At 58.2% G+C, this 13,198-nt stretch carries 11 protein-coding genes and 2 pseudogenes; 2 read left to right on the top strand and 11 right to left on the bottom strand.

Going from position 1 to position 13,198, the window contains the following annotated elements; all coding sequences use genetic code 11:
• Positions 1 to 69 precede the first annotated feature (69 nt).
• The 3 genes and pseudogenes from YH62_RS31135 to YH62_RS28545 all read right to left on the bottom strand — a co-directional run.
• Positions 70 to 702: an ABC transporter substrate-binding protein gene (locus YH62_RS31135; protein WP_348625797.1), complete on the bottom strand. Its 633-nt coding sequence runs from the start codon at positions 700 to 702 to the stop codon at positions 70 to 72.
• Positions 703 to 711: 9 nt separating this feature from the next.
• Positions 712 to 1,233 carry a hypothetical protein gene (locus YH62_RS31130; protein WP_348625796.1) on the bottom strand — a complete coding sequence of 174 codons (522 nt, stop codon included), beginning with the start codon at positions 1,231 to 1,233 and terminating at the stop codon, positions 712 to 714.
• A pseudogene (locus YH62_RS28545) lies at positions 1,230 to 1,976 on the bottom strand (class I SAM-dependent methyltransferase); the annotation flags it as partial. The pseudogene YH62_RS28545 and the gene YH62_RS31130, both read right to left, overlap by 4 nt.
• A gap of 94 nt (positions 1,977 to 2,070) precedes the next feature.
• Between YH62_RS28545 and YH62_RS28540 the strand changes: the two are divergent.
• A complete protein-coding gene (locus tag YH62_RS28540) occupies positions 2,071 to 3,285 on the top strand; it encodes a multidrug effflux MFS transporter (RefSeq protein WP_046797708.1) in 1,215 nt (404 codons plus the stop codon).
• 59 nt (positions 3,286 to 3,344) lie between these two features.
• On the opposite strand, the pseudogene YH62_RS28535 reads toward YH62_RS28540, so the two are convergent.
• Both YH62_RS28535 and YH62_RS28530 read right to left on the bottom strand, forming a co-directional pair.
• Positions 3,345 to 4,447 (bottom strand): annotated as a pseudogene (locus YH62_RS28535) (MFS transporter).
• Entirely contained in the window at positions 4,447 to 4,785 is a 339-nt protein-coding gene (locus YH62_RS28530) for an antibiotic biosynthesis monooxygenase (RefSeq protein WP_046797707.1), read from the bottom strand. Before YH62_RS28530 ends, YH62_RS28535 begins: the two are co-directional and overlap by 1 nt.
• Before the next feature lie 108 nt (positions 4,786 to 4,893).
• Between YH62_RS28530 and YH62_RS28525 the strand changes: the two genes are divergently transcribed.
• Positions 4,894 to 5,781, top strand: a complete 888-nt coding sequence (locus tag YH62_RS28525) for a LysR family transcriptional regulator (RefSeq protein ID WP_046797706.1) — start codon at positions 4,894 to 4,896, stop codon at positions 5,779 to 5,781.
• Positions 5,782 to 6,060: 279 nt separating this feature from the next.
• Here the strand turns inward: YH62_RS28525 and YH62_RS28520 are convergent, their stop codons facing one another.
• The 6 genes from YH62_RS28520 to YH62_RS28495 all read right to left on the bottom strand — a co-directional run bounded on the left by YH62_RS28520 (position 6,061) and on the right by YH62_RS28495 (position 12,887).
• On the bottom strand, positions 6,061 to 7,281 hold the full coding sequence (locus YH62_RS28520) for an MFS transporter (RefSeq protein ID WP_245282242.1): 1,221 nt from the start codon (positions 7,279 to 7,281) through the stop codon (positions 6,061 to 6,063).
• A gap of 433 nt (positions 7,282 to 7,714) precedes the next feature.
• Complete coding sequence (locus tag YH62_RS28515; RefSeq protein ID WP_046797704.1) at positions 7,715 to 8,089, bottom strand: DUF1622 domain-containing protein; 375 nt, start codon at positions 8,087 to 8,089, stop codon at positions 7,715 to 7,717.
• Positions 8,090 to 8,373: 284 nt separating this feature from the next.
• On the bottom strand, positions 8,374 to 9,933 hold the full coding sequence (locus YH62_RS28510; protein ID WP_046797703.1) for an arylsulfatase: 1,560 nt from the start codon (positions 9,931 to 9,933) through the stop codon (positions 8,374 to 8,376).
• A 73-nt stretch (positions 9,934 to 10,006) separates the two neighbouring features.
• Positions 10,007 to 10,453: a DUF202 domain-containing protein gene (locus YH62_RS28505; RefSeq protein ID WP_245282241.1), complete on the bottom strand. Its 447-nt coding sequence runs from the start codon at positions 10,451 to 10,453 to the stop codon at positions 10,007 to 10,009.
• 2 nt (positions 10,454 to 10,455) lie between these two features.
• Positions 10,456 to 10,959, bottom strand: coding sequence for a hypothetical protein (locus tag YH62_RS28500; RefSeq protein ID WP_046797702.1), 504 nt, complete (start codon positions 10,957 to 10,959; stop codon positions 10,456 to 10,458).
• A gap of 215 nt (positions 10,960 to 11,174) precedes the next feature.
• Positions 11,175 to 12,887 (bottom strand): hypothetical protein, encoded by a 1,713-nt coding sequence (locus tag YH62_RS28495; RefSeq protein WP_046797701.1) that lies wholly within the window; start codon positions 12,885 to 12,887, stop codon positions 11,175 to 11,177.
• Between the last annotated feature and the right edge of the window lie 311 nt (positions 12,888 to 13,198).

The following is a 13,198-nucleotide window of genomic DNA, read 5'->3' as shown; positions in this document are numbered from 1 at the left end:
GCGCCCTGCTGCATACACCTGCGATCCCACCCAATTAGTCGGTGCAGACGTGAGCACTGTCCATGCTTATTACCTAAAAGCTCTTGATGAGAACCGAACTGGCGACCCTGCTATTCTGACATCGTTTTGCCGTTGAAGGGTACCGCGGTGACGAGCCTCGGATAATCCCGGCAGTAGTCGCTCCATCAAAACCAGACCATCACTGGCACCAGTGGGCCGCGGCCTTACCCGCTCGAGCGCGTCTGCGAGAACCTCAAACCCGCGGACCGTTCTGACTGTAGGATCCATGAACTGAACCTTCATCTCGACGATTCGCCCCTGCCGCACCGCGTCCATTACGCTCGCCACCGGATCCTTCGCAAGGAAACCGCGCTTTACAGCAATATCATCGCCCTCAAAACGGCGCCTCGTCATATCGCCCGCGACAATCAGGGTCGGGTTCGCCTTAGCGACGGTTTCCCAACCGGCAGTTGGCCATTCCTCATTGCTGTCGACCACGTTCTGAATACCAAGTTCCGACATCAGATAGGCCGGAACACCGCCTTGACCCGCCAGATAAGGGTCTGCATTGAGCTTGGCGCTGGAATACCAAAAGACAGCGGAAACATCACCCTTCAGTGCCGCAATTCGGGCTGTCGCCGCCTTCTCGCGGGCCTTCATCTCTGAGATGACTTGTTCTCCCCGCGCGGAAACGTTGAAGATACGCGCAATCTACTCGATTTCTTGGTAGACCAAGTTCATCGTGAACTTCCGCAGTTCGGTCCCATCCGCCTTCCTAGCCTTCAAGTGGCAATCGGCGGGTGCTGTGTAGACCGGGATGTCCAGTTCCTCAAACTGTTCGACCGTGGCCACCACGCCTTGCGGACCGATCTGCCACTGGAACTGCGTCGAAACGAAATCCGGCTTCGTCGCCAAGATTCCTTCGAAACTCGGATAAAGCTCGGCAATGCGCGGAACGCGGGCATCCACCTCCTCGAAGCCTTCAAGCACGGGGCCAACCCAGAGTGCTGAACCGACAACCTTGTCCCCGAGACCCAAAAGATAAAAAAACTCCGCCGAGTTTTGGCCATCGGCAACCGCCCGCGACGGCGCCTTGTCGAATATCAGTGTCCGGCCGCAATTTTTGATCGACAAAGGATAGTGGGTCTCCTGGGCGGCGCCCTGCTGTGCGCTACAGAAGAATACGGCGGAAGCGGCAAGGGCCACTAAAACGAGTGCACTGGCTTTGTTCAAGACGAGGCTCCTGACAGGCGGTTGAGATGCGGACCTGCGGTTGCGCCATCTGGACGGGACGCAGTCAGCACGAAGCGGCGATAGAACAGCGTCCGTAACCGGTTCCTGAGATTGGCGTTGCGGCGTTGCGCGATTGTGATCGGCCGATGGGAAGGAAAGCGGATATCCGCAAAGCCGGCGGCTGCAACATGAGGCTTCAGGCCTTCGACGGTGAGCCCGGCGCTGAATGGTAGACGGGTCATGATATCTGCGTGCTTCTCGCTCATGGCCCCATCGTAATAGGGATCGTGCTCAATGAAGCCCTCGATCACGCGGACAGCGAGGCTCGCGATCCGCCCGAAGAGCGTCGGCTTGGTCCAGTCACCGTCGAAGACGAGCAGCTTACCACCTGGTTTCAGCACGCGGAACCAGTCGGCGCGCGCCTGTTCCGGCTTCGTCAGTGTCCAGACCAGATGACGGCAGATCACCGCATCGTAGGTCTCGTCTGGTTCCATCGTCCGCTCGGCATCCGCAAGACCGAACCGAACTCGGATTGCCAGCATGCTTTGTTCGGGCGACGCCAAGCATATCCTCGGAGAAATCGAGTGCCGTCATCTCATGACCGACGAGAGCAGGACATTCGTCACTTCTCCCGTGCCGCAGGCAAGTTCCAGTACCCTTCGAGGCTCGGGCCCGATCGCGTAGCGCACGGCTGCCGCCCAGGCATCCATTTCCGGGCCCGGCGGGATGCGGTGCCCGAACGCCGCCGTTGAGTATACGACGTGATATTTCGAGACCTTTGCTGGGAAACTGGTACAGATCCCAGCTACATCTTTCGTGTTACACGGCCCATAACCCATGAGATCTTCCATCAGTTTTGGCGAACGCATTGTGCTCTACGCCCTTCTGACCTCGCTGACCTCGCTCAGCATCGACGCCCTCCTACCGGGGCTACGTCAGATTGGAGAAGAGGTCGGCGTCGCACCGCCACTATCCACGCAACACATCATATCGTTCTTTATTTTCGGCATGGCGTTCGGAGAACTGCTCCTGGGGCCGCTGTCCGATGCGATGGGGCGCAAGAAAGCGCTCGTCCTCGGCCTTGGCGTCTATGTCGCCGGCACCATCACTGCCATGCTGGCAGGGTCTCTCGAGATGGTGATCCTTGGCCGGTTCCTTCAGGGCGTAGGTGTGTCCGGGCCGAAGATCGCAACGCGCGCCATGATCCGCGATCAGTTCGAGGGCGATGCGATGGCCCGCGTTATGTCCTTCATGTTCACACTCTTCATTCTCGTGCCGATGCTGGCCCCCGCCCTGGCACAGGGCCTGATCTCTCTCGGCGGGTGGCGGAGCGTCTTTGCCATCTATCTCGTGATGGCCGGACTGCTCGGCCTTTGGCTCATGACGCGACATCCGGAAACTCTGCCAGATGACAAACGGATAGCCTTTCGTCCGAAACTCCTGTTCCACAACGTCAGGCGCATCCTGTCGAATCGCCGTGTCACCTTGCTGATCATCGCAACAGGGTTCGTCTTCGGCGCGCAACTCCTCTACCTGAGCACGGCTGCCGATCTGTTTTTCGACGCCTATCAGATCGATGAAACCTTCCCCGCATATTTTGCCATCCTGGCTGCAGGAATAGGGCTAGCATCGTTTCTCAATGCCAAGTTCGTGCAGCGGTTCGGCATGGACGCCATGGCGCGCGCCGCCTTCATTGGCTTGACATCGGTTGGTCTTGCTATGCTGCTCCTATCGCTAGCTTGGGATGGTCGATTGCCGCTCATCGCTCTGATGGTGTGCGGGTTCTCGGCTTTCTTTTGCATCGGGATACTGTTCGGTAATCTCAACGCCATGGCGATGCGCTCTCTCGGCAAGGTCGCTGGCCTTGGGGCATCGCTGATCGCATCGGGGTCAAGCTTGGTCGCAACCCTCTACGCTATTGGCATCGGGAGATTCTATGACGGGTCAGTTGTGAACCTGGCAGTCGGTTTCCTTGTCGCTGGCGCCAGTTCCCTCATATTGGCGGAACTGGCAATACGGAGTGACGCTTCGCCAGTCGAACAAGCTCAATAAGTAGAAGCAAAAGTCACATTGATCTGCGCCAAACATTGGCGGCAGGCGGACCTGCTGGATCAGCGCTTCATGCAAAGTGCCGATCCGGCAGCGCCCGCCAGTAGGGCGATACCTGCCCACGACAACCCACCTGCTCCTGCGGTTTCGAGAATAACACCGCCCATGACGGCTCCGCCAAAAATGGCGATGTTCCATGCCGTGACGATCATTGCCTGGGCCACGTCGGCCGCAGGACCGGCAGCATGGGCTGATGCGGTCTGAAAGAGCGTCGCCGACCCGCCAAAAGCCAGTCCCCAGATAAGTGCGGCCCCGTAGATCGCCAACGGCGCTTCGGTCGTCACCGCAAGTATCAAGACCTCCACAAGAAACAGGCCGATGCCGGTGAAGGTCAATGGTCGCAGCCATTTGTCGATCAACACGCCCGTCAGACCGATACTGACAAGTGCGGAAACCCCGAAAACAAGAAGGACACTGTCGATCTGGCCCGTCATGCGCTGGCCGGCCAGAAGTGTCGCGATATAGGTATAGAGGAGGTTGTGGGCCAGGACGAAACAGAGCGTCACCGCCAGCACTGGGCGTACGCCCGGAACCACAAAGACCTGGGCCAAGGAAGGGCGTTGCGTTTCAGGCTCGCCCGCGAAATCCGGGACCTTTGCGATGATCCAGCCGACCAGCAGCAACGCGATCCCGCTCAGCAATCCGAAGGTCAGTCGCCAACCGGCGAGGTTGCCGATAAATGCGCCGGCCGGGATGCCGATGGAGAGTGCCAACGGCGTCCCCGCCATCGCAATAGCCATGGCCCGGCCAGCAACGCCCACAGCAGACCGGCCGACACGCCGCCAACGAATCGTGCCGCCATCGCGACGATAAAACTCGCAGTCAGGGCCGTAATCAGATTGGCGATAGCGAAACCGATGATGGCACCGAGCAGGAGCGGCCGCCTGCGCCAGCTTCGCATTGCCGCCGTCAGTGGGATCGCTGCAAGCAGCGACCCGAGTGCATAGATACTGATCCATTGTCCCGCCATGGCCTCGCTCACGTCAAGCGATGCCCCGATCTGCGGGAGCAAACCGGCAGGCAGGGCCTCCGTCAGAATGGTAACGAAACCGGCAATCGCCAGTGCGCATAGCCCCGCTACCGGCAGCCGTTCGACCCGGCGCATCACGCTGAGGCCTTCGGCAGCACCAGGTCGCCAACGGTGTAGGTGTGAAACTCGCTCGACGAGACGGTGTCGAGCTTACGGAATTTTTCGAGGAACACCGGATCGGAAAAGAAAATCTCGACGTCGCCGGGGTCTGAGATCGCCTCGATGTTCACGACCGTCAGTCCATCGGTGCTCTTTGCAAGGTTGCTCCACAAAAAGCCAGGCTTCCGCTCGGCGACATAGTGGACGACATCCTGGATGAGCCGAAAGGCTTCCTCCTGCTTGCCAGGATGAACGTGGATCACGTTGACGATGAATGTCGTTGGGGCGGGCTGGGTCGTGAACGAGGGGATCATAATCGTCTCCTTGGTTGCGGAAGGCCAAGGGATAGCGGACGGCCTGTTGCGGAAAAACAGGCTGGTATTCCGGTGACTACGGAATAAATTTCCTGTAGTAGTCTGCGCATGGACAAACTCACAGCGTTCGACGCCTTCGTGCAATCGGCTGAAACCGGCAGCTTCGTGGCGGCTGGCCGCAAGCTCGGCCTTTCCGCCTCTGCGGTTGGCAAGGCGGTGGTGCGCCTTGAGCAACAGCTGGACGTGCGCCTGTTCCATCGCAACACGCGCAATATGACGCTGACCGAAGAGGGGCGGCTGTTCCTCGAACGCTGCCGCCGCATCTTCGAGGAGGTCGAGGCGGCGGAAGCCGAGCTTGCTCGCTCCAAACGAACGCCGAGAGGGCGGCTGCGCGTCAGTCTGCCGCTGGTCGGCATGCTGCTGACACCGGTAATGGCCAAGTTCATGCGCGCCTGGCCAGAGGTGCAGCTCGACCTGGATTTCAGCGATAGGCTGGTGGACGTTGTGGAGGAAGGGTTCGATGCGGTCATTCGCACCGGGCAACCCTCGGACAGCCGGTTGATGAGCCGCAATGTTGGAAGGTTTAAACTGAGAATTGTCGCCTCACCCGAATATCTGGCGAGATGCGGCGTGCCGGAAACTCCTGACGATCTGGCGCATCACCAGTGTCTTCACCAACGTTCGCCCAGCATCGGCAAGATCCGACCCTGGCCGTTTGCTCGCGGGGAACGGCAGGCGAAGATTGTCTTGCCCGAACGGATGAGCGCGACGGCGGTCGATCCTCTGATCGCGTTGGCGATCGAGGGGCTGGGCATTGCCTGTCTGCCGCCCTTTGCGATCCGTAGCGAGATCGCTGACGGACGTCTCGTGTCCATCCTGGACGAGTGGGTTGCCGAGACCGATCAGTTCAACGTGCTCTGGCCGGCCAGCCGCCAGATCACGCCCAAACTGAGGGTGTTTATCGACTTCATGGCCGAGCATCTGCAGCCGCAATAGGTGCGGCAGCGCGTGGCAGTAGCCGAAGATCAAGCTCTGGAACCAGTCCTCCCGGACCCCAGCCACGCCACACCGTTCCCGCAATACAGTGCGGCGCACGTGTCGGTCCCTCGCCTGTTCTAACGAGCAATTGCGCACGCCACAAACGGGACTGCGGCTTCCCATTCCAGCGCCGCCGCGACCGAAGGACGAACCTCAAGCCCCACATGTAGGCTGCGACTTCCGGCCAGCGGTCAAGTTCGATGTCGGAGCCCCTCATCCATCCGAGGGCTGAACGCACTAGAACGATCGATGGGATTGCCCCGAAGCAATTATTTTATGCCGTCCCGCTAAGAACAGTATAACCGCCAGAAACTGGATCGCCACCGCCAGAATGAAAACAGCGGGGTTGGAGACCGTCCTGGCAATGCCAAACAGCGCGGGCGCGAGGGCATAGGTCGCCTGGCTCAGAGCAACGATCAGCGGCACCACGCGGGAGACATCGGCTTTGTTGAACTCCACTTGGGCGATGAGAGGCGGGAGCGACGTGGCGTTGCCGATGCCAAGGCCAAAAAGCAGGACCCCGAGAACCATCGCGGCGGCGTTTTCTCCGCCCGTCGTCAAAAGCATCAGGGTGCCGATGATCTGAACGCCATAGCTTGCAGACGCGATCAGACGGCGATCCGCCGAAACCGGCATCAGCCAGCCGATGCCGGTGCGGCCCACGATTGCCGCAACGGTAGCCCCTCCCATCAGCAGGCCCGCCGCCTGTGATCCGAAGACCGGAACCATGATCGAAAACAGATGGGCCAGCAGTCCGATCTGTGCAAACAATCCGGCAGCCATACCCGCCGCCAGCGTCAGGAAGCGGCGGTCGCGCCACAGCGAAACGCCTACCGTCGGCGCAGCGAGGGACGGAGTCGTCGGGGGCACTCCGTAGCCTAGCCATGCTCCGTCTGGAAATTGCCCGAGACCATCGGGAGATTTGGAAAATACCACAACAGACAAGACGGCCACGGTGATGACCATGGAAATCCCGACGATGACGGCTGCCTGTGCAAACCCGCTTGAGGCGATGAGCATGACCCACAGGGGCGAGAATATCACACCGCCCACACTTGCTCCGTTGTACGCCATGGACAGTGCCGCCGGGCGGGCCCGGACAAACCAGGGCGCGACAATGGCATTCACTGCCGCAGCGCCCATCGCAACCCAGCCTGTTCCGCTCAAGAGAGCGGCGGCGAACAGCTGCCACGGCCGATCGGCCACAGACCAACCGACGACGCCGATTGCGAGAAGTACCGCGCCCGTGACTGTGATCGCGGGAACGCCCGCAAGCCGATACAGTCGCGGAAGGTTCGCCACGACGACCGCACCGACCAGAAAGTGCAGCGTTACGGCACTCGAGACGAGCGCGACGGACCATCCCGTTCGCTGGACCACCATTTGCAGGTAGATCGGTGGTCCGTAAAAACCGACACCCCAACCAAAGACTGCCAGCACAAAGGTCGCGGCGACCACATGCCAGCCGAAAAAGGGTATTGTCCTGGATGGCTGGTGAGATGTCATGACCTGGGCTCCGATGGCGACGGGCTCTTATGGCAGCTTCGCGCAAGCAAAGCTTCGGTCACGATCGAAGTGTGTCGTTTGGCAACTCTTGGGGCAAGTCGCTACCACGCTGCACGCCAGATCAGGCTTAACGTCGCCGGTTGCGAGTTGTGCCCGAAGCCTGAGGGGCCCGGCACCCGCCGGTCAGCGTCGGCCGCTGTATCCCGGGGGGCTATAGAACGAGCTCTTCGCCTTGAGAGGATTCGGACTCACGTCCCTTTGCCTCTAATTCCAATTGATTTGGTCATCGAAAGGGTTAACCTGGATCGCCCCGGAATATCTAATCCCGACGATGGGTCTGCCCCAATCGCCTCTCGATGCCTAATCTATCTGCTCATTCTGGCAGTTAGCTCGCGCCAGCCGAAGTTAGTGCATCCCGTCCCTCAGTCTGACGCTCGCGGACCTCCACCAGGTCGCGCTCCAAAAAGTAGTTCAGGAAAGTCCGAATAACGGCAACCACGGCGATCTTCCCGACTGCTTGCCAATCCGTGGTAATCGACGTCTCTATGATGTCCGCCGCGAGCTGAAAGGTTAGTGCCGCGACTAACCAACGAGCATAGCTCAACCAGATGTCGCGCCTTTCGTGACCGGAACGAGTGAGAAGCAATACCACAAGGCCTCGCAAGAACGCCTGCACCGTCCCAGCCACCACGATGATCAGCGCCATCCAGTTGATTAGAAGAATCGCAGTCTCTGTTGAGATGACCAGCCAATCTCTCATCTCCGAACGTCTCCCGGACCGCCGCCAGACCGGATGTTACTTGGAGCGAAGCCACCTTGCCTATGAGGCGCCGGCAAAGGAGCTTGATGGCTGATCTCGATCAGTACTGACGACGCATTGCCCAAAGCGGTCATCCTATTACCTCTCACTCGAAGATAGAAAATGGTGCGGCGAAGCATGTTTCAACACCCTTCGCCGCACCTACATGTGAAGGCTCCAGATCTTCCCATCTTCATTGTTAAGATAGAGGCTGGTTGCCGCGGAGCCAACTTTCTGCGTCGGCGTCAGTTATTGGCTGTTCTGGCCGCCTCCATCCTCGCCATCGCTGTTTCAAGCGCCTTGTGCAGGCTTAGAGTATCAGCGCCCTGGCGAGGCGGATAATCCTTCAAAGTCTTAAGGTGCGCGCCAATAAAAGATTGCGCGGCCGTGGGAGCCCACATTTTTTGCGCAAAGAACTTTCTTCCGGCATAGCCCCACTCGTGAGATTCAGGATCCATCTTCTCCATAGGATCCATTAGCAAATTGAACAGGTAAGGGACGCTCGGATAGTATTTTTCGTTAAACCAACTGCCTTCGCGTTTTACACCGATATGCATCTTCCAGGCATCTACGCGCACAGCCATGAGGTCCGTTTCGTCATAGTAGAAGAACTCTCGCCTGCCCGACTTTGGCGAAGATCCGGTCCAGTGATCAAGGTTGTTGTAGCCGTCGAGATGAACCTTGTAGGTGCTGCCATTCATCTCGTACCCACTCAGCAGCTTTTCCTTTAGATCGGGTAAGCCGGCGGCCGCCGCGAGGGTGGCGAAAAGGTCTTCGTGAGTTTGAATTCCGTTGGAAATGGAATGAGGTGGGATCTTAGCAGGCCAGCGAGCCACGCAAGGTACACGAAGTCCGCCTTCCCATGTGGTTCCCTTCTCGCCGCGGAAGGGCGCGTAGCCTCCGTCAGGCCACAACAAGAGCTCGTTTCCGTTGTCCGTCGTGTAGATCACGATCGTATTGTCCGCGACGCCAAGCTCTTCAAGCTTGTTCAGAAGCATGCCAATCTGTTCGTCGTGCTCCAGCATCTTCGCACGAACGAGATCTTCTTCGGCGCGCCCCTCATCCACCGCCATCTGAACGTACTTGCTCTGCGGGTGCGACCAGATGTGGATGGCAGTTGTATTGAACCAGCAGAAGAACGGAGCGTCCTCCTTGGCGGTACGATCCAACCAGTTAAGAGTATGATCGACTACCTCCGAGTCAAAGGTTTCCATACGCTTGCGCGTCAGTTTGCCGGTGTTTTCGATCTTTTGTTTGCCTACGCGGCCGAACACAGGGTCATCGGTCGGATCGTCCACGTCGGTCGCCCACGCATGCAAGACCCCGCGCGGACCGTATTTCGCCAGGTATTCCGGGTTCTTCTGGCCAGGATAGTCGAGTTCTTCCGGCTCCTCTTCCGCGTTCAGGTGATACAGGTTGCCGAACCATTCGTCGAAACCGTGCATCGTCGGCAGGAATTCGTTACGGTCACCCAAGTGATTTTTGCCGAATTGACCAGTTGCATAACCTTGTGATTTGAGCACCTCGGCGAGCGTCGGATCCTCCTTCTGGATACCACGGGTGGACCCCGGAATCCCGATCGTTGTCATACCAGTTCGTACTGGGATCTGGCCCGTGATGAAGGCTGCCCGACCTGCAGTGCAGCTTGCTTGTCCATAATGATCGGTGAAGACAATGCCCTCCCGCCCGATCCGATCTATGTTGGGCGTATGGCCCATCATGCCGTTCGCATAGACGCCTATATTCCACATTCCGATATCATCTCCGAAAATCACCAGAATGTTAGGCTTGTCTGATTTGGCCATGTCGCTATCTCCTTGTTAGCTGTGTGTGATTCTTCGGAATTGTCTTGTTAGTTTGCCTGTATGCTTGAGACGATCAGCCGAATGGTCCCGCTCGAAACAGCATGCTGCCGGCGACGATCAGACCAATCATCAAAAGCAAGACCGCCGTGATCAAAGTCATCGAAGGTGGAAACTTGCTCTCAGCGTGGAGAAGGTTCGCCTCGTGCATGGCCTGACGCTCATGTCTCAAACCTGCCATGAATTGCACATGATAGATGATACCCACGACGAGCATGACAGTGCCCAGAAGGACTAATGTCATGCCGAAGTTTCGCGGCGCTGCTCCGTGGGTAATTGTGCCGGAGTCACGCATTTTCTCGAAGAACTGGAAGATGGTGAAACCGAAGGAGATCAGCGAGAGCGATGTACGCATCACAGACATCAACGTTCGGTCCGCGCTCATTCGGGTGCGCTGGAACGACATGCCCGTTCGCCGCGAAGACAGCTCTACCGATTTGTCCTCAGAGATAAATTTCTCCACGATCAGCTCCTCTTCCCACTGGTACGGATCGATCGGCGGGCGAAATGTTGGATGAGCCAACGGAAGACGAAATACGGTATGAGCGCGAGCAGCACCGCCATGATAACCGCCTCAGCCGGGTAGAACTGATCGAACTCCCTCAGCTGATAGATGACATCCATGATGATGCCGAGGAACAAGACCCTGGCGGTGGAGAACAGCCCCTGCCGCAGTCGCCCTCGCTGAACGGTGCGATCGAGCGGCTTGGTCCAGAAGAATGAGGAATGACCTTGTCGCGCGTCGGCTATGCCATCAGGAACAGAAGCAATGAACGCCATCGCAGGCTGGAGGAGGAAGCGAAAGCTCATCGGACCGTAAATCCGACCGAATATGTCTGACCAGAAGCGTTGCTGAACCTGCAGAGACAGACCGTGAAGCAAGATGCCGATCAGCAACAAGACGACGGCGGTGACAACCACGACGTAGGTTAGCCCGACCTGAAATCGCGAAGGTTCGTTCTTGTTCATACAAAACCCCCTTAAGGACGGGCGCCACGGCCATTCAATTTCTTGCGCCCCTTGCGGACGTCCAGCACGGTTGCAGTGCCTGCCTCGTTCTTCGTGAACAGGAGTGCCGTAAGCGCGCCCAAGCCACTGGCTCTGGAAAGCCATCTCGGACACGTAGCCCTTCTGCTCAAGTACGTTACGGTAAATCCGTTACGGTAAATTCTGGCAGCGTGCCGCTACTGCCGGCTTTTTTGCGCGTCAGCCTTGCTTGGCATCTTGAGTGCCGCTCCAGCCTTCCGCAGACCATCCTCGATAGAGTCCACCAAGCTTGGGTCAAGCCGGAGCACGGCGATCCGCGCTCGGAATGCGCTCTCGAAGTCCGGAAATTCCCTGCGGAGATCCAACAGTCGCCGCGCGAGCTGGGGAGACGCAAGTTGCCCATGAGCTGCAACCTTCAGCATGCTCCCGACCTCTCCTGCATGAAGCCGATCGGCTTGGCTCGTCGCTTCTATCCAGTTACGTCTCCTGTATGCGTCAAGCGCCTGCACCAGAACCACCTCGCCCGGCACGACATCCGGGATGCGACCAGCTTCTGTCGCCATGCCAACCGCAGCATCCCAACTGCCGGCGGCAAAGAGGATGGTGGCCAAGGCAGCCGTGACGTCGGGATTGTAGGGGTTCAGTGAACGTGCGCGGTTCGCCGAAGTCAAAGCTCTGGCGACTTCCCCTCTTGCAGCCAGTGCCCGGGCCAGCGATATATGGGCGCGATCCGATCTCGGATCGGCAGCCAAGGCTTCTTTTGCCAGCCCAATGGCTCTTCCAATCGAATGCTCATCCGAGCTCATCGCAAGTATCCCAGCAAGCGCGGCTGCGGCATCCGCATGCTTCGGGTTTAGCGCCAACGTTTTTTCAAGACATTCGGAGGCGCGATCAATTTCGTGTAGATCGCCATCATCAAGAGCTCCTTCCGCTCGAAGTACGCAGATGTTCCCCAACGCGTGATCGGGAGCCGCTCGTAGCTCGAAATGGTTGATTATACCTCTAGCCGCTGCCAGCTTGCCAGCCAGCGCGGATGCGAGGTCTAGTCTAGCTGCACCACGATCGTTTTCAAGAATTTCGGTCGTCTCGACACCTGCCGCCAGGTGGTGCCCGGACCTCATGTCGATAAACTGCCACCGCATGCTCCCGTTGGTCATCGTCGCTTGAAACGCGACTTTCAACCGATATGTTACCGTGGACGGCGTAGCACTTGGTGGCTCGGTTACGACTGTCAGGTTCCGAAACCGAGTCAGCGTAGCGAGCAAAATTTCCTCTGCCAGACTGGCCTCGTCATGATATTCCGGATCGCCTGCATCAACTGATATGAAAACTATAGGAGGGTCAGTAACGGGAGGACGGCTGTACATCCAAGCCGCCGCCACCACGCCAGCACTTAAACAAAGCGCTAAAACGATGGTGGGGAGAACTCGCCATGGGCGTCTCACGGCACTCTTTGATGCTGTATAAGGAGCTATGTCGTCTGTCGGGCGATTATCTTGCTTGTGCGCTGTATCATCCCGGGTTGTGGAGAACGACCCTTTCTCAAACCCCTTTCTGGTAAATATGCTGACGTATCGCCCTCGAGGCACTTCGATCCTCGTCCCCGGGCTTTGACCATACGCCTCGTAGTAGTTCTCAAGGGAAGAGCGCAGTCTGCCTATTTCTATGCGAACGATGGGATCGACCGCGGAGTCGAAGCTCGATGTTCTTCCAAGGACATCGACGGCAATTGCAAAGGCTTTCGTTCCAGCCTCACAGCCAGCGAATTTACGCTCGGCAAGATAAACTAGAATGGCTTTTTGTCGGTCGGTCGCATGAAACCTCCCGTCGGAGAGCAACCTGGTCAGTTCGCGCTTCGCCTCGGCGACGGATACGTCCTGGGTATCGGTGTCATACTCCTCGATACTCATGACGCAGCACCCCGTTTTGTTGGATTGTGCAGAAAGCAGCCCAGGTCGTCATCGTAATTTAGAAACTTGCAGATCGAACTCGCCCGTCCGCGATGGTGGGCTCAAGCCCAAACAATCGTTCAGCGATGGGCCACCTCGACAGCGTTTTTCATGGCACAACCAGATGCGACCGCATTACTTAGATTTGGCGGTGGCCAGAGTGTCCGGTTACCGGATCAGTACGCCAAGATCTTTGCTCAGTCTATTGTACTTTGGGGAAGCATGACGGGGCCGTCTGCGCTGCCAGACGAACAAATCCTCTCAATCACCGC

The sequence above is a fragment of the Rhizobium sp. LC145 genome, from assembly GCF_001005825.1.
Taxonomy (GTDB): Bacteria; Pseudomonadota; Alphaproteobacteria; order Rhizobiales; family Rhizobiaceae; genus Neorhizobium.
Note: the sequence above shows the minus strand (reverse complement) of the source record. Positions and strands in the feature narration are given on the sequence as shown.

Bases quoted from the DNA above. Each gene is read 5' to 3' on its own strand.
- YH62_RS28500 (WP_046797702.1), bottom strand. From the start codon at position 10,959: ATGAACAAGAACGAACCTTCGCGATTTCAGGTCGGGCTAACCTACGTC.
- YH62_RS28530 (WP_046797707.1), bottom strand. From the start codon at position 4,785: ATGATCCCCTCGTTCACGACCCAGCCCGCCCCAACGACATTCATCGTC.
- YH62_RS28510 (WP_046797703.1), bottom strand. From the start codon at position 9,933: ATGGCCAAATCAGACAAGCCTAACATTCTGGTGATTTTCGGAGATGAT.
- YH62_RS28525 (WP_046797706.1), top strand. From the start codon at position 4,894: ATGGACAAACTCACAGCGTTCGACGCCTTCGTGCAATCGGCTGAAACC.
- YH62_RS28495 (WP_046797701.1), bottom strand. From the start codon at position 12,887: ATGAGTATCGAGGAGTATGACACCGATACCCAGGACGTATCCGTCGCC.
- YH62_RS28515 (WP_046797704.1), bottom strand. From the start codon at position 8,089: ATGAGAGATTGGCTGGTCATCTCAACAGAGACTGCGATTCTTCTAATC.
- YH62_RS28540 (WP_046797708.1), top strand. From the start codon at position 2,071: ATGAGATCTTCCATCAGTTTTGGCGAACGCATTGTGCTCTACGCCCTT.